The organism is Streptomyces sp. NBC_01003 (assembly GCF_045162695.1).
Lineage (GTDB): Bacteria > Actinomycetota > Actinomycetes > Streptomycetales > Streptomycetaceae > Streptomyces.
In genome coordinates this window covers 7,884,703-7,904,979 of record NZ_CP108707.1, presented here as the reverse complement: position 1 = coordinate 7,904,979, position 20,277 = coordinate 7,884,703, and the positions used below count along the sequence as shown (strand labels likewise).

20 protein-coding genes are annotated in these 20,277 nt (G+C 70.3%); 1 reads left to right on the top strand and 19 read right to left on the bottom strand.

The genetic code is table 11. From position 1 onward, the window contains the following. Positions 1-180 precede the first annotated feature (180 nt). Entirely contained in the window at positions 181-861 is a 681-nt protein-coding gene (locus OG698_RS36030; RefSeq protein WP_406108029.1) for a PadR family transcriptional regulator, read from the bottom strand. Between the two features lie 167 nt (positions 862-1,028). Further along, a complete protein-coding gene (locus OG698_RS36025; protein WP_406108027.1) occupies positions 1,029-1,625 on the bottom strand; it encodes a GNAT family N-acetyltransferase in 597 nt (198 codons plus the stop codon). 78 nt (positions 1,626-1,703) lie between these two features. On the opposite strand from OG698_RS36025, the gene OG698_RS36020 reads away from it, so the two are divergent. Further along, positions 1,704-2,678, top strand: a complete 975-nt coding sequence (locus tag OG698_RS36020) for an RluA family pseudouridine synthase (RefSeq protein WP_406108026.1) — start codon at positions 1,704-1,706, stop codon at positions 2,676-2,678. Positions 2,679-2,696: 18 nt separating this feature from the next. On the opposite strand, the gene OG698_RS36015 is transcribed toward OG698_RS36020, so the two are convergent. The 17 genes from OG698_RS36015 to OG698_RS35935 form a co-directional block, all read right to left on the bottom strand. Further along, positions 2,697-4,193, bottom strand: coding sequence for a cytochrome P450 (locus OG698_RS36015; protein WP_406108024.1), 1,497 nt, complete (start codon positions 4,191-4,193; stop codon positions 2,697-2,699). A 78-nt stretch (positions 4,194-4,271) separates the two neighbouring features. After that, positions 4,272-4,904: an ATP/GTP-binding protein gene (locus OG698_RS36010; protein WP_356272487.1), complete on the bottom strand. Its 633-nt coding sequence runs from the start codon at positions 4,902-4,904 to the stop codon at positions 4,272-4,274. Next, a complete protein-coding gene (locus OG698_RS36005) occupies positions 4,885-5,283 on the bottom strand; it encodes a DUF742 domain-containing protein (protein ID WP_406108022.1) in 399 nt (132 codons plus the stop codon). The genes OG698_RS36010 and OG698_RS36005 overlap by 20 nt, the downstream gene beginning before the upstream one ends. Beyond that, on the bottom strand, positions 5,280-5,687 hold the full coding sequence (locus OG698_RS36000; protein WP_100597102.1) for a roadblock/LC7 domain-containing protein: 408 nt from the start codon (positions 5,685-5,687) through the stop codon (positions 5,280-5,282). The genes OG698_RS36005 and OG698_RS36000 overlap by 4 nt, the downstream gene beginning before the upstream one ends. Then, the gene (locus tag OG698_RS35995; RefSeq protein WP_406108021.1) at positions 5,684-7,306 is read right to left on the bottom strand and encodes an ATP-binding protein; all 1,623 of its coding nucleotides are present in this window, start codon (positions 7,304-7,306) and stop codon (positions 5,684-5,686) included. The genes OG698_RS36000 and OG698_RS35995 overlap by 4 nt, the downstream gene beginning before the upstream one ends. Positions 7,307-7,933: 627 nt before the next feature. After that, positions 7,934-10,759 (bottom strand): DEAD/DEAH box helicase, encoded by a 2,826-nt coding sequence (locus tag OG698_RS35990; protein WP_406108019.1) that lies wholly within the window; start codon positions 10,757-10,759, stop codon positions 7,934-7,936. Positions 10,760-10,897: 138 nt separating this feature from the next. Then, entirely contained in the window at positions 10,898-11,788 is an 891-nt protein-coding gene (locus OG698_RS35985) for a diacylglycerol kinase (RefSeq protein ID WP_406108017.1), read from the bottom strand. A 30-nt stretch (positions 11,789-11,818) separates the two neighbouring features. Next, positions 11,819-12,763: a twin-arginine translocase subunit TatC gene (gene tatC, locus OG698_RS35980; RefSeq protein ID WP_406108015.1), complete on the bottom strand. Its 945-nt coding sequence runs from the start codon at positions 12,761-12,763 to the stop codon at positions 11,819-11,821. A gap of 50 nt (positions 12,764-12,813) precedes the next feature. Beyond that, positions 12,814-13,101 carry a Sec-independent protein translocase subunit TatA gene (tatA, locus tag OG698_RS35975; RefSeq protein WP_399970708.1) on the bottom strand — a complete coding sequence of 96 codons (288 nt, stop codon included), beginning with the start codon at positions 13,099-13,101 and terminating at the stop codon, positions 12,814-12,816. Positions 13,102-13,356: 255 nt separating this feature from the next. Further along, complete coding sequence (locus OG698_RS35970; RefSeq protein WP_266566293.1) at positions 13,357-13,554, bottom strand: hypothetical protein; 198 nt, start codon at positions 13,552-13,554, stop codon at positions 13,357-13,359. Between the two features lie 9 nt (positions 13,555-13,563). Continuing rightward, on the bottom strand, positions 13,564-13,809 hold the full coding sequence (locus OG698_RS35965; protein ID WP_227293753.1) for a phage terminase large subunit family protein: 246 nt from the start codon (positions 13,807-13,809) through the stop codon (positions 13,564-13,566). A gap of 145 nt (positions 13,810-13,954) precedes the next feature. Then, positions 13,955-14,911, bottom strand: a complete 957-nt coding sequence (locus tag OG698_RS35960) for a helix-turn-helix transcriptional regulator (protein ID WP_406108012.1) — start codon at positions 14,909-14,911, stop codon at positions 13,955-13,957. A 15-nt stretch (positions 14,912-14,926) separates the two neighbouring features. After that, on the bottom strand, positions 14,927-15,880 hold the full coding sequence (locus tag OG698_RS35955) for a helix-turn-helix transcriptional regulator (protein WP_406108011.1): 954 nt from the start codon (positions 15,878-15,880) through the stop codon (positions 14,927-14,929). A 146-nt stretch (positions 15,881-16,026) separates the two neighbouring features. Continuing rightward, the gene (locus OG698_RS35950; protein WP_376257213.1) at positions 16,027-16,401 is read right to left on the bottom strand and encodes an FKBP-type peptidyl-prolyl cis-trans isomerase; all 375 of its coding nucleotides are present in this window, start codon (positions 16,399-16,401) and stop codon (positions 16,027-16,029) included. 59 nt (positions 16,402-16,460) lie between these two features. Then, positions 16,461-17,477 (bottom strand): FKBP-type peptidyl-prolyl cis-trans isomerase, encoded by a 1,017-nt coding sequence (locus OG698_RS35945; protein ID WP_406108009.1) that lies wholly within the window; start codon positions 17,475-17,477, stop codon positions 16,461-16,463. Positions 17,478-17,621: 144 nt separating this feature from the next. Continuing rightward, positions 17,622-18,983 carry a Pup--protein ligase gene (gene pafA, locus OG698_RS35940; RefSeq protein ID WP_030606492.1) on the bottom strand — a complete coding sequence of 454 codons (1,362 nt, stop codon included), beginning with the start codon at positions 18,981-18,983 and terminating at the stop codon, positions 17,622-17,624. 9 nt (positions 18,984-18,992) lie between these two features. Next, on the bottom strand, positions 18,993-20,252 hold the full coding sequence (locus tag OG698_RS35935; RefSeq protein ID WP_406108007.1) for an MFS transporter: 1,260 nt from the start codon (positions 20,250-20,252) through the stop codon (positions 18,993-18,995). Between the last annotated feature and the right edge of the window lie 25 nt (positions 20,253-20,277).

Genomic DNA, 20,277 nt, shown 5'->3' with positions numbered 1-20,277 from the left:
TGTGAGCGGACGACGGTGGATCCGCTCGCGGGTGTGAGCGGACGACGGCCGAGATCCACGTGAAGAGCGCCGGGCTATCCTGGGTGTGCCGCACCTCGATCGCCTGGCTCGCCGCACGGTGGGTCGGTCCGGGGTTCGAGACCCTGGCGGGACTGGTGCAACAGTCCTGCCGGGGTCTGTTCATTTCTCTCGGTCTGATTCCCTCTTGCTTCTCTTCTCGTCGGGGCGGGCGCCTTCCAACTCCGCGAATTCCAGCGGGACTTCACCGGTCTCCTGGAACGTCCGCCACTGTTCGACGCCGTCGAGCGTGTCCTCCTCGACCTCCCGCAGGAAGCCCCGGATCCACTCGGCCTGCGCCTCGACCATGTGCAGCTGATACTCGGTCTCCACGAGGAAGATCCGCGGCAGCGTCTCGTACAGCTTCGTGAGTCCGCCACGTGCGCTCGCCGCCTGGACCTCCAGCGAGGCGAGCCGCTCCTCCAGCAGCCGCGTCACCTCGTCGGGGTGTATGACCCCCATGAGGGACAGCGCCGTCTCGAAGATCGGGTACTCACGCGCGGGCACGGCGAGCAGGTCGGAGAGCCACTCGAGCGCTTCCTCCCTGCCGTCGTCGGTGATCCCGTAGAGCGTGCGCTCCGGCCGGTTCCCCTGCCGCTGCACGTCCGCGACCTCGACGAAGCCGTGCTTCTCCAGGTTCTGGACGACCGTGTAGAGCGAGCCGTAGTTGATCTTCGTCGTGGTGTCCTTGCCACGCCGGCGCAGTGTCTGCGCGATCTCGTACGGGTGCATGGGCTTCTCCATGAGCAGCACCATCACCGCGAGGGCCAGCGGATTGCCCAGCTTGCGCCGCTTGGTGGCCACCGACCTCACCTCTCCCCTCGCGCCCCTCACCCGGAAGAGCTACACCTCGTATCCGAATATCCGTAGCCGAACATATCGCGATAGACGACAGGGCGTCAACACACGATGTATCGCGAATGATGTGGACGCGCAAGAGGTGGGACTTCGGCGGGCCCGCTACGGTCGCGTCACGCCTCCGGAAGGCGGTCGCCCTGCACGCGCGCGTGGAGGTGGGAGTCGTGCCAGCCGTCGGCGTGCAGGAGCGCGCTGCGCTTCGTGCCCTCCAGGGCGAAACCCGACTTGAGGGCGACCCGGCACGACGCCATGTTGCCGACGGCGTGCTGGAGTTCGAGGCGGTGGAAGCCGACCTCGTCCAGCGCCCAGCGAGACAGCGCGGCGACGGCGCGCGGGGCGATACCGGCGCCCCGGGCCGCGGGCAGGACCCAGTACGCGACCTCGGCCACCCCCTCGTACAGCGAGAGGGAGCGCAGCCCCATGCGGCCCACCACCTCGTCGGTGTCCGCCGTGGCGACCGCCCAGCCGACCCTCTGCTCGCCGTCCCAGTCCTCCCGCCACTCCGCTATCCAGCCGCGCGCCTCGTCCTCGGACTCCGCGACCCGCGCGTGCCAGTGCTGGATCGTCGGGTCGCTGAACGCCGCGTACACAGCGGGCACGTCGTCGTCCCGCCAGGGCCGCAGGAGGAGGCCGCCCTCGGCCTCGATGGTGGGCTGGGGGCCGCGGGCGAGCGTGCCGGTGGCCAGGACCTGCGGAATCGTGATCGGCATGGGCCCCATCCTGCCCCCGGCGTCCCGCCTCCGTCCGTGGTTCAAGGGGACCGGCGGCCGCCCGTAGGCTGGGCCGCGATGAGACGTAAGCGGCGCATTCCGCCCTCCCCGCTGCCGCAGCGCGACGGCATCGACGCCTTCCGGGTCATGCTGCCGCTCGACGGCGCCTGGAGCACGGTGCGCGACCATCTCGTGGAACGGCTGGCGGCCGGGCCCGGGGTGATCGACGCGATGCTGCGCGAGGGGCGGATCGTGGGCGCGGACGGGGCCGCGGTGACGTCGGACGCGCCCTATGTCCCGGGCGCCTGGGTGTGGTTCCACCGCGACCTGGCGCCGGAGGTGCCCGTGCCGTTCCCGATCGGGATCGTGTACCGGGACGAGCACATCGTGGTCGCCGACAAGCCGCACTTCCTGGCCACGACGCCGCGCGGCAGCCATGTCACGCAGACCGCGCTGGCGCGCCTGCGTCGGGAGCTGGACCTGCCCGCGCTCGGGCCGGCGCACCGGCTCGACCGGCTCACCGCCGGCCTCGTCCTGTTCGTCGTCCGACCCGAGGAACGCGGCGCGTACCAGACGCTGTTCGGCGACAAGCTGGTGCGCAAGGAGTACGAGGCGGTGGCCGCCCACGACCCCGGAGTCGCTCTGCCGAGGACCGTGCGCAGCCGGATCGAGAAGGAGCGCGGGGTGCTCGCCGCGCGCGAGGTGCCGGGCGGCGAGCCGAACGCGGAGAGCCGGATCGAGCTCGTCGAGGAGCGCGGCGGGCTCGGCCGCTACCGGCTGCTCCCCCACACCGGCCGCACCCACCAGCTGCGGGTCCATATGAACGCGCTCGGCCTGCCGATCCTCGGCGACCCGATCTACCCCGTGGTCGCCGACGCGGTGGCGCCCGACGACTTCCGCCGCCCGCTCCAACTTCTCGCGCGCACCCTGGAGTTCAGGGACCCGGTGACGGGCCGGGAGCACCGCTTCGACAGCGGGCGGGTACTGGAGGCCTGGTCGGCGTACGAGGAGTGGGCGGGCGGCAGTCCGACGGCGCCCGCGCACCCCTCGTAACGCCTGGATACGGCACGGTCAGTAGCCGCGCCACCAGCGCAGGAAGCGACGCCAGGCGCCCTGCGGCGGTGCCGCGGGCTCCGGGAACGCGGCGGGCGGCTGCTCCGGTGCCGGGGCGGCAGCCGGAACAGGGGCGGGCTGCGGGGCCGGGGCCGGCGGGGCGTGCGTCGACACCTGCCATTCGTCGCGCTGCTCCGGGACCGGCCGGTGGCCGGGCTTGGCGACGACGTCCTGCGGCGGGCGCGGCTCGAACTTCACCGGCAGCTCCACCAAGTGCCGCGAGAGGATCGAGGAGCGCCAGCGCAACTCGTGCTCGTGCACCGAGAGTTCGACGTCGGGCAGGCGCATCAGGAGCGCGTCGACGCCGATGTCGGCGATGGCGCGGCCGATGTCCTGCCCGGGGCACTCGTGCGGTCCGCCGCCGAAGGCGAGGTGCGAGCGGTTGCCCTGCATGTTGGCGGACAGGTCGGGGCGTACGACGGGGTCGACGTTGCCCGGCGCGATGCCGAAGATCAGGCCGTCGCCGCGTCGGATGTGCCGGCCGCCGAGCTCGGTGTCCTCCTTGGCGAAGTAGCCGACCATGGCGCTGAACGGCGGCTCGTCCCACAGGGACTGCTCGACCGCCTCGGGCACGGTCATCTGGCCGCCGTTGAGCTGGGCGCGGAAGCGGGGGTCGGTGAGGACCACGCGCAGCACGTTCGCGATGAGGTTGGCCGTGGCCTCGTACGCGGCGATCAGGACGAGGCGCAGGTGCTGGGCGACCTCGTCGTCGCCGAGTGCGGCGGGCTGGGCGATGAGGTGACTGGTGAAGTCGGCCTCGGGGTTGGCGCGGCGACGGGCGGTGAGCCTGGTGAGGACGCCCATGATGTATTCGTTGCTGGCGATGGCGGTCTCGGTGCCCTTGATCATGTCGCGGGCGGCCTGCACCATCCGCTCGTTGTACTCCTCGGGCATGCCGAAGATCCGGCACATCACCATCATCGGCAGATGCTCGGCGAACTGGCTGACGACGTCGGCCTCGCCGATCTCGCAGATCTTGTTGACCAGCTCGTTCGAGGCGCGGTTGATGAAGCGCCGCAGGCCACGGGACTCGATGGTGCCGATCGCCCCGGTGACCGCCCCGCGCAGCCGCTGGTGGTCGGCTCCCTCGGCGAAGCTGCAGATGGGCTGCCAGCTGAAGACGGGCGCGAGGGGGTTGGTGGGCGTGACGCTGCCGTCGAGGACCGCGTTCCAGTGGCGCGCGTCGCGGTTGAACTGCGAGGTCGACCGGACCATGTGCAGGTTCTCGCCGTGCCCGAGGACCGCCCACATCGGCACGTCTTCGTGGATCAGGACGGGGGCGACGGGGCCGTGTTCGGCACGCAGCTTCTCGTACACGGCCGCGATGTCGTCGTCCGCCTCGGGGCCGTAGAGCCGGCGCAGGCCTCCGGGGCCCAGGGCGTGGGCCGGGCAGCCGGGCGGCGGACTGAGCGCGGCCTCGTCCGTGCCGGCGTGTGAGTGGGAGGGAGTCGTCACGGTGATCGCTCCGGTGGTGTGGAAAGGCTGTGTGGAAAAGGCTGTGTTGACGCAGAGGGGGGGCCGGCACCGGCCGGGTCAGACGCGGGCGAGCGCCAGTTCGTGCAGATAGCGCATCAGCGTCATCAGGACGTCCCGGCTGGAGGCACGGCGCCGGGCGTCGCACTCGAGGATCGGGACGTCCGGGTCGAGGTCGAGGGCCTGGCGCAGTTCGTCGGCGGGGTAGCGCGGGCCGTCGGGGAAGGCGTTGTTGGCGATGACGAACGGCACGCCGCGCTCCTCCAGGCGCCCGATCACGTCGAAGCTGACTTCGAGGCGGCGGGTGTCGATGAGCACGACGGCGCCGAGTGCGCCCTCGAACAGGCCGTTCCACAGGAACCAGAAGCGCTCCTGGCCCGGGGTGCCGAAGAGGTAGAGCACCAGCTCGTCCGTGATGCTGATGCGTCCGAAGTCCATGGCGACCGTGGTGGCGGTCTTCGTCTCGGAGCCGTAGTTGTCGTCGACTCCGATGCCCGCCTGGGTCATGGTCTCTTCGGTGGTGAGCGGCCTGATCTCGCTGACGGATCCCACCATCGTGGTCTTGCCCACGCCGAATCCGCCGACGATGACGACCTTCACGGCGGCCGAGACCGTGTCGGGCAGGTGGTCCTCGCTCCGGGGCCCCGGAATGCGGGGTCCGTCCCGGAGCGTGTCAGAGCTTTTGAAGTCCATGCATCACCGCTTCGAGGAGGGAACGGTCGGCGACGGCGCCGCGGATGACGGGGGCGCGCGCCTGAACCAGTTCAGCCGCGAGGAGTTCGCCGAGCAGCACGGTGACCACGCTGAACGGCAGGCTGAGGTAGGCCGAGATCTCGGCCGTGGACAGGGGTGACTTGCACAGCCGTAACAGGGCTGCCTGCTCGGGCGGCGCCGCGGGCGGGGGGTCGGCGCGCGCGATGATCAGGGTGACCAGGTCGAGCGGCGCGCGCTCGGCCCCCTCGCTGCCGCCCGTGATGGTGTACAGGCGTTCGGGGTTGGCGCCCTTGCCGTCCGGCCCGCGGCGCTCGCGCTGCGGCGCCTGCGCTCGGGAGGGTTCCGGGGGATGTGTCATACGGTCTGCCCGTTGCGCCGGGGCGGACTGGTGAGGTGCGCACCGATGCGTACGACGAGGTCGCGCATGCGGTTGCTGATGAGTCCGGCGTCCACGTGGGCGTCGGCGAGGACCGCGAGGTACGCGCCCTTGCCCGCGGCCATGAGGTAGAAGAACCCCCCGCTGACCTCGATGATGACCATGCTCATCCGGCCGTCGCTGTCCGGGATCTCGCTGGCCACGGCGGTGGCGAGGCTCTGGAGTCCGGCGCAGGCGGCGGCGATGCGGTCGGCGGCGTCGGGGTCTCCGCCGTATCGCGCGATGCGCAGGCCGTCCGCGGAGAGCACCACGACCTGCCGGGTCTGGGGCACGCCGTCGGCGAGCTCCTTGAGCATCCAGTCGAAGTTTGCCCTTTGCTGGATCACTGACGGTCTCCCTCGTCGACCTGCTGATTGGTCTCGCCGGTCTCGCCCGACGCGTCGCCCTGCCCGTCACCCTTGAGCCCGTTCATGAACGCCTCGACCCACAGGCCCGGTTCGGGCTGGTCCGGCTTCTCGGGTTCGGCCTCGGAGGCCGGCACCGGGATGGGCGTCCACTGCGGGGGCTGGTCCGCACGGGGCGCCGCCCCGCTGCCGTTCTCGGGCGCCCTGGGCGTCACGATGATCTGCTGGTCGATGACCTTCGTGTCGACCTTCCTGCGGCGCTGCGGCAGTCCGTTGGCGCGCCACTCGGTGACGACGGGGACGTCGTCCTCCATGGCGGCCACCAGCGGCGCGGAGGGGCGGGGGCCCGTGGTGGGGCGGCGCAGCTTCTTCTTGCGGGGCTCCTCCACGATCGGCTCGCCGTCGTTGTTGACGCGAGGCACACCGGAGGCGCCGATGCCGTGGGCGAGACCGGGCGCGGCGTCGCTCGTCACCATGATCCGCGGCACGATGAGAACGGCGCGGACACCGCCGTACGCGGACTGACGCAGCGCGACCTGCATGTCGTACATCTGCGAGAGCCGGCCGACGACGGCCATGCCGAGGCGGGGGTTCTCGCCGAGGTCGTTGAGGTCGATACCGGCCTTGGCGCGGGCGAGCATCTCCTCGGCGCGGCCACGGGCCTCCTCGCTGAGGCTGACGCCGCCGTCCTCGATCTCGATGGCGATGCCGGTCTGCACCTCGACCGCGGTGACGTGCACCTTGGTCTGCGGCGGCGAGTAGCGCGTCGCGTTGTCCATGAGTTCGGCCAGCGCGTGGATGAGCGGTTCGACGGAGATGCCGCGGATGGCGATCTTGGCGATCGAGTGCAGCTCGATGCGGGGGTACTCGAGGATGCGCGACATGGCGCCGCGCAGCACGCTGTAGAGCGGCACGGGCCGGGGCCACTGGCGGCCGGGGCGGGCGCCGCCGAGGACGGTGATGGAGTCGGCGAGGCGGCCGATCAGCGCGGTGCCGTGGTCGATGCGCAGGAGGTCGTCGAAGACCTCGGGGTTGCGGCCGTGGTCCTCCTCCATCTCGCGCAGTTCGGCGTTCTGCTTGTGCACGATGGACTGGACGCGGCGCGCGATGGAGACGAAGGCGCGCTGCGCGGCGTCGCGCATGTTCTCCTCGCGGTCGATGACGTTGAGTACCTCGGCCATCAACCTGCGCTGTGCGTCGGGGAGTTGGGAGTGCGCGGGGTCGGCCTCGACCACGACCTTGACGGCTTCGGAGGCCGTGTCGCCGGAGCGCAGCCGGTACAGGGACTCGGGCAGCAGATACCTGGCCATCCACTGGGCCTCGTCGTCACGGGCGGCGAGGCTGCGTTCCAGGTGCTCGACGTGCCGGGCGGACTGGGCGCGCTCCCACTTGATCGTGCGGCCGCGGCGCACCGCCTCGGCGGCCACCAGGATCAGCAGAAGCGTGGCGAGGCCGCCGCACAGCGCGACGGCGAGCCGCGCGGGCTGCGCCACCACCGCGACGGCGGCTCCGGTCGCCGCGGCCATGGCCACGGCGGGCAGCAACAGCACGCGTGTGTAGGGGATTTCTCGGCCACCGGGAGGCGATTGAACACTCACCATGTATGCCCTCTGAACGGTCGGATCGGGGGAAATGTGTGTTACGGGGTGACGTGCCGGCATGCGCGTGGGGATGAACTGGAACCATCTACAAGGTTGGGAACAAACGCACGAATATGTGCCAACTCGGTGCGCTGCGGGCGAGCTTAGTCCCGTGGAATCACCGCTGTGTCATATTCCGCAAGCACCTGAAATGGCCGGACGGGAGGAATACACTCGGCTCCATTTGCACGCTCAGCGGCGGTTCGCACACATGGAGTGATCACGTCCGCTCGTGCGAAATCCCCGTCACCGCAAGGCTGTTGGGCCCTCGACGCGTGACGTGTGTGAGGTCAGAGGCCCGCGATGCGCGGGGCCGCGCCCGCGGTCGCCGCAGCGAGGACCGGGGCGGCGACCGGCACGGAGCGTTCAGGATCGCAGCGGTGCACGAGAATGACGCCTTCGGTCACGCCGAAGAGCAGATCGGTACGAGGGGAGAGTTCACCCTCGGCGAGCGCAGGACCTGGTCGATGGCGGCTACAACTGCCCGTGGATGTCCTTGAGTCCGGCGGAATGCAGTACGGCGGCCTGTGTCCCCGCATCCGTCAGGGGCGCGGGGGCACAGGCCGACCGGCCTCAAGCGGCCGCAACCTACCCGACGGACGAGTACGCCACCACGCCGCGCCGCAACGCGTCCACCGCCTTGCGGGCGTTCTTGGCGACCGTGTCCCCGCCCCCCGCGCCGGAGACGGCCGGCGCCGCGGCCGAGATCTGGCCGAGCACGTCGATGACCTGCTTGCACCAGCGCACGAAGTCACCGGCAGGCATGTCCGCCTCGCGCAGGACCTCGTCGAGCCCCTTGCCGGACGCCCACTGGTACGCGGCCCAGGCGAAGCCCAGATCGGGTTCGCGCTGGCCGACGCCCTCCGTCTGGCTGATCTTGAACTCTTCCTCCAGGGCGTCGAGCCGGCCCCAGATGCGGACCATCTCGCCGAGCGCCGCCTTGGCCTTGCCGGACGGCAGCTTGGGTGCGAGCGCGTCGTCCGCGGCACGGGCCTCGAACACCAACGCCGAGACGCACGCGGCCAGTTCGGCCGGGCTGAGGCCTTCCCAGACCCCGTCGCGCAGGCACTCGCTGGCGAGCAGATCGAGTTCGCCGTAGAGGCGCGCGAGGCGCTTGCCGTTCTGCGTGACCTCGTCGCCGCGCAGATAGTCCATCTCGGTCAGCAGGGCCACGATGCGGTCGAAGGTGCGGGCGATGGTGTTCGTCCGGCCCTCGATGCGTCGCTCCAGCTGCTGCGTGTCGCGCCGCAGGCGGTAGTAGCGCTCGGCCCAGCGGGCGTGGTCCTCGCGCTCGTCGCAGCCGTGACAGGGGTGGGCGCGCAGCTCGGCGCGCAGCCGCGTGATCTCCCGGTCGTCGGCCGCCGCCGCGCGGCCCTTGCGGTGCCGGTCGGGCACGATGTGGCCGGCCTTCGTGCGCAGCGCGGACGCGAGGTCCCGCCGCGACTGGGGCGAGCGCGCGTTGAACGACTTGGGGATCCGCATCCGCTCCAGCGCCTCGACGGGCACCGGGAAGTCGATCGACGCGAGCCGCTTGACCTGGCGTTCGGCGGTCAGGACCAGCGGGCGCGGGCCGTCGTGCTGCTCGAAGCCACGGTGTCCGTTCGACCGGCCGGCCGGAAGGCCGGGGTCGAGTACGAGCGCGAGGCCGGCGAACTTGCCGGAAGGGACGTGGATGACGTCGCCCGGCTTGAGCTTCTCCAGGGCGGCCGCCGCCGCGGCGCGCCGCTGGGCCGCCCCCTGCTTGGCGAGGTCCGTCTCGCGGTCCTTGAGCTCGCGGCGCAGCCGCGCGTACTCCTCGAAGTCCCCCAAGTGGCAGGTCATGGAGGCCTTGTAGCCGTCCAGGCCCTCCTCATTGCGCTGGACCTGGCGGGAGATCCCGACGACCGACTTGTCGGCCTGGAACTGCGCGAAGGACGTCTCGAGCAGCTCGCGCGAGCGGTGCCGGCCGAACTGCTCGACCAGATTCACCGCCATGTTGTACGACGGCTTGAAGCTGGAGCGCAGCGGGTACGTGCGCGTGCCCGCCAGTCCCGCCAGGTGCTCAGGGCTGAAGCCGCGCTGCCACAGGACGACCGCGTGACCCTCGACGTCGATGCCGCGCCGGCCGGCCCGGCCGGTGAGCTGGGTGTACTCGCCGGGCGTGATGTCGGCGTGCTGCTCGCCGTTCCACTTGACTAGCTTTTCCAGGATGACGGACCTGGCCGGCATGTTGATGCCGAGGGCGAGGGTCTCCGTCGCGAAGACGGCCTTCACGAGGCCCCGTACGAAGAGCTCCTCGACGACCTCCTTGAACGTCGGCAGCATGCCCGCGTGGTGGGCGGCGATGCCGCGCTCCAGGCCTTCGAGCCACTCGAAGTAGCCGAGGACGTGCAGGTCCTCGTCGGGGATCGCGGCCGTGCGCTCCTCTACGATCTCGCGGACGCGGGCGCGGGCCTCTTCGTCGTTGAGCCGCAGGCCCGCGTACAGGCACTGCTGTACGGCGGCCTCGCAGGCGGCGCGGCTGAAGATGAACGTGATCGCGGGCAGCAGCCCCTCGCTGTCGAGGCGCTCGATGACCTCGGGGCGGCCGGGCGTCCAGATCCGGGAGCGCTGTCTGCGCTCGCGCTCGCGGTCCGCCTCTCGCACCATCTTGCCCTTGCGGCGGTCGCGCGGGTTGTACGAACGGCTGGCCTCCATGCGGGCCATGCGCGTCAGATCCGGGTTGACGGCCTTCTTGCGGCCCTCGCCCTCCTCGAAGAGGTCGTACATCCGGCGCCCGGCGAGCACGTGCTGGAACAGGGGTACGGGCCGGTGCTCGGAGACGATCACTTCGGTGTCGCCGCGCACGGTGTCGAGCCAGTCGCCGAACTCCTCCGCGTTCGACACCGTCGCCGAGAGGGAGACCAGGGTGACGGACTCCGGGAGGTGGATGATCACCTCTTCCCAGACGGCGCCGCGGAAGCGGTCGGAGAGGTAGTGCACCTCGTCCATGACCACATAGCCGAGGCCGAGGAGGGTCTGCGAGCCCGCGTACAGCATGTTCCGCAGGACCTCGGTGGTCATGACGACCACCGGAGCCTCCGAATTCACGCTGTTGTCGCCGGTCAGCAGGCCGACCTTGTCTGCGCCGTACCGCCTGGTGAGGTCGGCGTACTTCTGGTTCGACAGCGCCTTGATGGGGGTCGTGTAGAAGCACTTCTTGCCCTGCTGGAGGGCCAGGTGGACGGCGAATTCGCCGACGATCGTCTTGCCGGAGCCGGTGGGCGCGGCCACCAGGACGCCCTTGCCCGTCTCGAGAGACTGACACGCCTCGATCTGGAAGGGGTCGAGGCCGAAGTCGTACATCTCGCGGAAGTCGGCGAGCGCGGTGGCCTGCTCGGCAGCGCGCTTACGTGCTGCCGCGTACCGCTCGGCCGGTGAGAGGTCCTCTGTCATCGTGCTTTCGAGACTACCGGCCACCACTGACAACGGACGATCTTTATTGTGATCGGCCCCTTCCAGGGCCGGGGGCCCATGATTTCCGGGGTCTGGGCGCCATGACCTCAGGGGTCCGGGTCCCAGGATCTCAGGGGGTCAGGGCCCTATGACCCGGACGGCCTGCGGCACGCACTCGGCGGTCAGGGGCAGGCTTCCGAGCGGCTCCCCGTCGGCGTATCCGGTGATCCCCTCGGCAGCCAGCTCGACCTTCTTCGCGCGGTGGACGGTGACCACGGGGTGGTCGAGGTGGGTCCCCTTGTAGACGCGCGGGAAGACCTTGAGCAGCGTGGCCCGCGAGCAGTCCCCGACGACCGTGATGTCGAATAGCCCGTCGGTCATGTCGGCGCCGGCACAGATCTTCATGCCACCCCCGTACGACGTCCCGTTCCCCACGGCGACGAGCGTGGCCTCGACCTCCAGCGCAGGGCCGTCGTCCAGGGTGATCCGGTACGGGATGGGCTTGAACGCGGCGAGCTCGGCGACGATCGCGAGGTCGTACTTGAAGCGGCCCCCGGGCCAGCGCATCCGGTTGCCCCGGTCATTGACGCGGGAGTCGAAACCCGAGGCCAGGACGGTGCCGAACCAGTGTCCTCCGGCCCGCCCGAGGTCGAGCTCGCGTATCCGCGCCCCCTTGAGCGCGTCGGCCACGAGGGCACCTGCCGCCGCCGGGTCCCGTACGGGCAGTCCGAGGGAGCGGGCGAAGTCGTTGCCGGTGCCGACGGCGATGACGCCGAGCGGGGTGCGGGTGCCCGCGACGGCCTGGAGCCCGAGGTTGGCCATCCCGTCCCCGCCGACGGCTATGAGCGCTCCGGTGCCGTCGTGGACCGCGGCACGCGCGCGCGTGAGGGCATCATCGGCGTCCTCCCCCACGACCGTACGTACGGAGAAGCCGGCCGCCCGCAACGCGGAAGCGGCCGGCTGCGCCGCGTGGGCGCCCCGGCCGCGTCCGGCGGTGGGATTGACGAAGAGGGTGATCTCGCTGGTCACGGGCGGACCTTACAAGATCGTGCCGCCCTGTCAGGTCACGTCGTCATAACCGTTGACCCGGTCATGGTCCGAGCTCGCCTGCTCGGGCAGCGCGCGGCTGGCCGGGACGGGCTCGGGCGTGAGGTCCAGGTTGGAGGCCTCGTCGTCGTCCAGGTCCTCGCGGTCCCTGGCCTTGCGGCGGTCGTTGAGCAGGGAGAAACCGGCGGCCGCGAAGTACAGGACCCAGATGGGTCCGGCGAGCGCCAGCATGCTCAGCGGGTCGGTGCTGGGCGTGGCCACGGCCGCGAAGACCGTGATGCCCATGATCATGCCGCGCCACCAGCCGATCATCCGCTTGCCCGTGATCACCCCGGTGAGGTTGAGCATCACAAGGAGCAGCGGCAGCTCGAAGGAGAGCCCGAAGACGACCACCATGCGTGTGATCAGGTCGAGCAGATCGTCCAGCGGCAGCTGGTTGTCGACACCGCCGGGCGAGAAGTCGAGCAACACCCTCGCCATCGTGGGGAGGGTCTTGTACGCGAAGAAGGCGCCGCACAGGAACAGCGGGAAGCCGGTCGCGACAAAGGCGGTCGCGTACTTCTTCTCGTGCCGGTGCAGGCCCGGCGCGACGAAGCCCCACAGCTGGTAGAGCCAGACCGGCGACGCGAGAACGACACCCGCCATCAGCGAGATCTTCAGCGCGAGCGTGAACGGCGTCAGAAGACCGTTGAGCACGATCCGCGCGCACGTCTCGTCGTGCTGTCCCTTGTTCGCCTGCTCGGCGAGCTCGGCGAAGCTCGACTTGCAGCCCACCGAGTCGAGCACCGGGTTGGTGAAGAACTCGATGATGTCCTTGTAGAAGAAGGCGGCGACGACCGTGACGACGACGATGGCCAGCAGGGCCTTCGTGAGCCGGTTGCGAAGCTCACGCAGGTGTTCCGCGAGCGGCATCCGCCCCTCGGGATCCTTCTCCGTCTTGCGGGCAGACTTGAGCAACCCACGTCCTCATCTCGTGCGACAGGCCGCCTTCGCGGGGCGGCCCGGGATCAGCGCTGCGAAGTCTGGTCGGTCGGCTCGGTGACCGGGCGGCCGCCTGTCACGTCGCCGGGGGCGGCCTTGATGGTGCGCTGAGCCGGGGGCTGCTCGTCGTTCTTCGGCGGGTCCGTGGGCGCGGTCTGCTGACCGTCGGACTTCATCGCCTTGGCCTCGCTCTTGAGGATGCGGGCCGACTTGCCCAGCGAGCGCGCCATGTCGGGAAGCTTCTTCGCGCCGAACAGCAGGACGATGACGACGAGGATCAGAATGATCTCAGGGGCGCCGATCTTTCCGAACATAAGCGTTTACCTTCTCACCGAGGCGGCAGGGGCGGGGCTGCCGGTACAGGTCGGACTGGTGTCCGACCACCGTGCTGGCAGCGATCGTATCCCGTGGGGGTGAACAGGGGGCAATCCCTCTGCGTACTCCCAGTTGCGGGCCGCGCCTCGCTCTTCGGGCCGCGTCTGGCAGCGTACCCGCCCGCCCCGACAACCGGACAGGCCACACGGGTAAAGCGCTTACCATCCCGTTGCGCACGTCACACGCGGTGCGACTTACAGCAGTTCGCGGCTCGTGCGGGCCGTACTGGTCGCCGCCCGCTCCAGATCCTCCGCCGCGCGGTTGATCTGCTGTGTGGTGTCGGCGACTTGGCGCCCGAGGCGCTGCGCCTCGACAAAGACCTTGACCGCGAGCACGCCGAGCACGGCGAGTCCCACGAACCCCACAGCAATCGCCAGCATCGCCCAGAACATGCGCCGAGCCTAGACGGTCTGATGGAGGCGGAGCGTGCTCACCCCTCCGCCGGTGAGGAGTTCGATGATGCGCTCCCCGGCCGGCTTGCGTACGGCGGCTCCGCACTCGGGGCAGGTGAACGAGTAGAACGTGGTGCGGCGGGTGGCGCCGATCGCCAGGCGCAGGGCCCCTGCGGAGAGTTCGAAGCGCTCACGGCAGTCGGGGCAGGCGGCCTTGAACAGCACCGGACCCACCACCGCAGACAATCCACCCATTTCGACCATCCCAGACTTTTCGGAGACTCGTCAGAACTTCTCGAACTTCTGGCTCCCCCGGGCCGCACCGCGGTCAACGGCACGCCCACCCTTCTCACCGGACCGCGCGCGAGGGCCGTCACAGACCCGCCCGCGGCCAACGGCCCTATCCCTGCCCGTCGTACGCGGCCAGCGCCTCCCCGGCGGCCTGCCGCGCACTCTCGGCGAGCCCGACCGGCGAGACGATGCGCCCGTCGCGGCCGAGCCGGAGCGCCAGCCGCTTCAGCGAGGACGGGTCCGGCGTGCGCAGCGTGATCCGCAGGCCGCCGTCCGCCAACTCCTCGGCGCTGTCGTGCGGGTAGTACTCCGCGACCCAGCGTCCGCCAGGACCGACCTCGACCACGACCTCGGGGTCCTCGGCCGCGGGCTGCACGAGCCCCTCGGACAGGTCCCGCAGTTCGATCTCCGGAGGCGCGGACGGCTCGTCCAGGATCCGGATCTCGGCGACCCGGTCGAGGCGGAAGGTGCGCCGCGCCTCGGAGCGGCGGCACCAGGCCTCCACGTAGGTGTGGCCGACGCTCACCAGGCGGATGGGGTCGATCTCCCGCTCGGTGAGCTCGTCGCGGGCCGGGGAGTAGTAGCGGATCCACAGCCGGCGCCGCTCCGAGATCGCCCGGTCGACGTCGGCGAAGACGCCGCCCTCGGACTCGAAGGTCACCGAGAGCCGGGCGCTCGCCCCGGCCGCCTCGCCGGCCGCGGCCTCCAGCTTCGCGGTGGCCCGAAGGAGCGCGAGCCGGTCGCTCTCCCTGAGGCCGGGCAGCGTGGACACGGCGCGCGCGGCGACGAGCAGCGCCGTCGCCTCGTCGGCGGCGAGCCGCAGGGGCGCGGCGACATCGTCCGCGTTGTGCCACCAGATGCGGTCGCCGTCCGTGTCGATGTCGAGGAGGTCGCCCCCACGGAAGCTCGTCCCGCACAGCGGCAGGATGTCGAGATCCGAGATCAGCTCGTCCTCGGTGATCCCGAAGGCGCGGGCGACATCCTCGACACGCGCTCCGGGTCGCTCCCGCAGATACGTCACGAGGGACAGCATCCGCCGGGTCTGGTCGATGGCGTTCGTGGCCATTGGTCCTCGTTCCCCTCAGCCCTTGGCCACGGCGCGCAGCCGGTCGACGACCTCGGCCCGCAGCTCGGCGGGTTCGAGCACGACCACGTCGGGCCCGAACTCGACCAGCCAGGCGTCGAGCCCGTGCCCGTAAGGAATCTCCAGCTCGTCCCAGCCGTCGCCGAGATCGCGTACGGCCGAGGCCTTGGCGCGCAGCGGATAGCCGGAGCCGGAGCGCAGCCTGATGAGGGCCGTGCGGTCGGCGGTCTCGCCGGCCCAGCTCGCGACGGTCTCGCGGACGGTCACGACGTCGGGCACGTCGGCGGTGAATCGGCCGGCACGGGAGCGGACCTTGCCGGTGATGCGGGAGAGCCGGAAGACGCGTTCGGCACCGCGGTCGCGGTCCCAGCCGGCGAGATACCAGTGGCCGCGCCAGCATTCGAGCGCCCACGGCTCGACATGCCGCTGCTCGGGCCGCGCAGCGGTGGCCTTGCGGTAGTCGAAGACGACGGGCCGGCGGTCGCGGCAGGCCAGCATCAGCGGCTCGAACGACGCCTCGTGCGCCGGGATGCGGGGTTCGAGGGCGGAGTGCGCCTCGTACGGGTCGACGTCCTCGGGCAGGCCGGCGGCCCGCAGCTTCTGCAGGGCTCCGCTGGCGGCGCCGGCGAGGCGGGCCTGCTGCCAGACCTTCGCGGCGAGGCCGAGCGCTGCGGCTTCCTCGGCGTCGAGGGTGACGGGCGGCAGCCGGTTGCTGTCGCGGCGGGCGAGGTAGCCGATCTCACCGTCGAGGCTCTCCACGGTCGCGATGACCAGGCCGAGCTCACGCAGGTCGTCCTTGTCCCGCTCGAACATCCGGTTGAAGCTGTCGTCGGAGTTGGCTTCCAGGTAGGCCTCGATGGAACCGCGCAGCTCACGCTTGCTGAGCGGGCGTCCCGTCCCGAGCAGACACAGCGCCAGATTCATCAGCCGCTCGGCCTTCGCAATGGCCATCGACGCCCTACGTCCTCTCTTCGAGAGCCCCCTGGCTCTCCCCCATCCGAACGTCGACCGTACCGCTCCGGGGTGTCGTGGCAAAAGCCGAAGGCCCATGCCAGGAGGCATGGGCCTTCAGATGACCGCTTGTGGTGACAGCCTGATCAGACCGCGACCAGGTCGCAGACGAAGATCAGCGTCTCGCCGGGGGCGATCACGCCGCCGCCGGCGCCACGGTCGCCGTAGGCGAGGTGGGCGGGGATGGTCAGCCGGCGACGGCCGCCGACCTTCATGCCCTGGATGCCCTTGTCCCAGCCGGTGATGACCTGGCCGGCGCCGAGCTGGAACTCCAGCGGATTGCCGCGGTTCCAGGAGGCGTCGAATTCCTCACCGGTGGAGAAGGCCACGCCCACGTAGTGGACCTTGACGTAGTCGCCGGGCTTGGCGACAGCGCCGTCACCCTCCCAGATCTCCTTGATCTCCAGGTCAGCCGGCGGCTGGCCCTCGGGGAAGTCGATCTCGGGCTTCTCGATGCTCACGTCTCTTGCTCCTGCTGCTAAACGGTTGGGCAACCCGGACAGTCTTGCATCCCGCAGGGTCAGGACGTGGCCAGGATGTCGACGACGAACACGAGCGTCGAGTTGGCCGGGAGCGTGTCGCCCTTGGCCTCCTTGCCGTACGCCTGGTCGGCGGGGATCACCAGGAGGACTCGGTCACCCACGTGCTTGCCGACGAGACCCTTGTCCCAGCCCGGGATGACCTGGCCCTGGCCGATCACCGTGGTGAAGGGCTGGCCGGTGTTCCACGACGAGTCGAAGAGCGTCGCCTTCGGCTTGCCCTCGTTGATCTTCCAGGCGGCACCGCTGTACTGCATGGTGACCGTCTTGCCGCTCTTGACCTCGTCGCCCTTGCCCTGGATCAGGACCTGGTCGACCAGCTTCTTCGGCGGGTCGTTCTTCGGCACGGAGATCGTCGCGGGCTCCGGCTTGTCGGCCTTGATCTGCGGCAGGTTCGACGGGATGGACGCCTGCGTGCCCGTCACCATCTTCGGGGTGACCTTGCCGACGTCGATCGCGAAGACCAGCGTGTCGGTGCCGGTGACGCCGGCCTGCTGGTTGCCCTGGCTGCCGAAGCCGGCGGCGGGCGGCGCGACGACGAGGACGCGGCTGCCCTCCTTCTGGCCGACCAGGGCGTCCGCGAACGCCGGGATGACGGCCTTGGAACCCGCGGTGATCAGCTGCGGGGTGCCGCCCGACTGGTAGGAGCTGCCGAGGTCCTTGCCGCTCTTCCAGACCTTGCCGGTGAAGTTCATCGACACCAGGTCGTCCTTCTTGACCACGGCGCCGTCACCCTGCGACAGCGTGTGCACGACGAACTTGCCGCTCGGCGCGGCCTTCGGCACGGTGATCTTGGCCTGCTTGCCGAAGTCGCCGCTGATCTCCGGCATGGGCGACGCCGAGTCGACGGGCTTGGGCGCGGCCGCCTCGGCCTTGGGCGAAGGGGACGCCGAATCCGCCTTGTCCGTGTCGCTCTTCTTGTTGTCATCACCCCCGCACGCCGTCGCGGTCAGCGCCAGAGCCGGGACGATGAGCAGAGCAGCAAGTCGGCGTCGCACAGTGATCCTCAGGTTGCGGGTTACGTGAGTACGGTCCAGCCACTGTAGGCCCTCCCGTCCCTTACCCGGGGTACCGCACGCGCACCAAAGGGCCCCGTACACGGATCTTGTACGGGGCCCCGGGTCGGGGGTGAGCCGGTCGTCCTACATTCCGGCGATCAGCTTCTCCACCCGGTCGTCCACCGACCGGAAGGGGTCCTTGCACAGCACCGTCCGCTGCGCCTGGTCGTTCAGCTTCAGGTGCACCCAGTCGACCGTGAAGTCACGGCGCTGTTCCTGGGCCCTGCGGATGAAGTCGCCCCGCAGCCTCGCGCGCGTGGTCTGCGGCGGCACCGACTTGCCTTCGAAGATCTTGAGGTCGTTGCAGATGCGGGCCGCCTGTCCCTTCCTCTCCAGAAGGTAGTAGAGGCCCCTGCGGCGGTGGATGTCGTGATACGCGAGGTCTATCTGAGCGACCCGCGGATGCGACATGGTCATGTTGTGCTTGGCCCGGTACCGCTCGATGAGCTTGTACTTCATCACCCAGTCGATCTCGGTGCCGATCCGGTCGAGGTCCTCGGCCTCGATCGAGTCGAGAACGCGGCCCCACAGTTCGAGGACCTGCTCGACGGTGCCGGTGCGGATCCCGCGGCGCTCGCAGAAGTCCACGGCCTTCTCGTAGTACTCGCGCTGCACCTCGAGGGCGGATGCCTCGCGGCCACTGGCCAGACGCACCTTGCGCCGGCCGGTGATGTCGTGGCTGACCTCGCGGATGGCCCGGATCGGGTTCTCCAGTGTGAGGTCACGCATGACCGTGCCCGCCTCGATCATGCGGAGCACGAGGTCGGTGGCGCCCACCTTGAGGAGCATCGTCGTCTCGGACATGTTCGAGTCGCCGACGATGACGTGCAGGCGCCGGTAGCGCTCGGCGTCCGCGTGCGGTTCGTCGCGGGTGTTGATGATGGGGCGGGAACGCGTGGTCGCGGAGGACACGCCCTCCCAGATGTGCTCGGCACGCTGGCTCACGCAGTACACGGCACCGCGCGGAGTCTGCAGCACCTTGCCCGCGCCACACAGCAGTTGCCGTGTGACCAGGAACGGAATGAGGATGTCCGCGAGTCGCGAGAACTCCCCGTGACGGGCCACCAGATAGTTCTCGTGGCAGCCGTAGGAGTTTCCCGCCGAGTCGGTGTTGTTCTTGAAGAGATAGACGTCGCCCGCGATTCCCTCCTCGTGCAGGCGGCGTTCGGCGTCGACGAGCAGGCCTTCCAGAATGCGCTCGCCCGCTTTGTCGTGCGTGACCAACTCGGTCACGTTGTCACATTCAGGAGTTGCGTATTCCGGATGTGACCCGACATCGAGATAGAGGCGGGCGCCGTTCCGCAGAAAGACATTGCTGCTGCGGCCCCATGACACGACACGGCGGAAGAGGTACCGCGCCACCTCGTCAGGAGACAGGCGGCGCTGTCCCCTAAACGTACATGTGACGCCGTACTCGTTCTCCAGCCCGAAAATGCGGCGGTCCATGAGTGAACATTACGCCTGATGCCCTGTACTGAAACCGGGTTCGACAGCACCGTTTCGATCATTTTCCGATGAGCCCGCGACACGCCCGGCGCCACGGGGAGCTGCGAGGACCCGTCCGGTGGCGAGGAGCACGAGCAGCGCGGCCACCCCGGCCGCTCCGGGAACGGCGAAGCCCCACACCGTACCGCCCCACTCGACGACCGGTCCGGCCACGGCGGTTCCGACCGACGTACCCACCGTGAACGTCGTCACGAGCCACGAGAACGCCTCCGTCACCGTGCCCCGCGGCGCGTGCCGGTCCACGATGATGAACGCGCACGCGATCGACGGGGCGAGGAACACACCCGCGAGCGCCGTCAGCGCTGTCATCGCCACGACGCCCGGCATCAGCACCAGCGGCACGTAGAAGAGGGCCAGCAGGGCCACCAGCCACCGCAACCGCCGCTCGGGGACGCCGGCCCACTGCCGCGCCCCGTACACGGAGCCACCGGCCAGCGCGCCCAGCCCGAGCGCCGCCATCAGCCAGCCGTACGTCACGTCACCGCCGTGCCCGTCCGCGTACGAGACACCCGCCACCGTGATCGAGCCCAGCGCCGTCCCGATGAACAGGAACGCACCGAGGAGCGCGAGGAGTCCCGGCGAGCGCAGGGCGCCCAGCCAGTGCGCCTCACGCGGCGCCGAGCGCCACGCGCGCGACGGCTGCGACACCACCACCGAGAGCGCGCCGAGCACACCGACGACGTTCAGGACGGTGAGCGCGGCCTGCGCCGACCACAGGGACACGCACACAGTGACGAGCAACGGCCCGACGGTGAACATGACTTCCTGCGCCACGGCGTCCATCGCGTACGCGGTGTGGACCTGATCCTCGCGCGGCAGCACGTTCGGCCACAGCGCGCGCAGTCCGCCCTCGAGCGGCGGCGTGAACAGTCCGGCCGCGGCCACCGAGACGTACGCGAGCGCCGGTGATCCGGTCCCGGCGAAGGCGAAGACGGTCATGGCGAGTGCCGACGCCAGCGCCGCCGGGAGCTGCACTCTCGGCTGTCCCCGCAGGTCCACGAGCCGGCCGAGCAGCGGCTGCCCCACCGCGTTGGCGACGCCGTACACCGCGGCGAGTGCCCCGGCCAGGCTGTACGTGCCGCCCTCCGCGCGGACGAACAGCACGATCGCGATGGCGGCCGTCGCGTTCGGCAGCCGCCCCACCAGGGTGCCCACCAGCAGCCGCGTCGCGTGCCGCGCCTTGAGGATCTCCGCATATCCCGCGGCCATCGCCCGCCCTCTCGCCGCCCCGAGG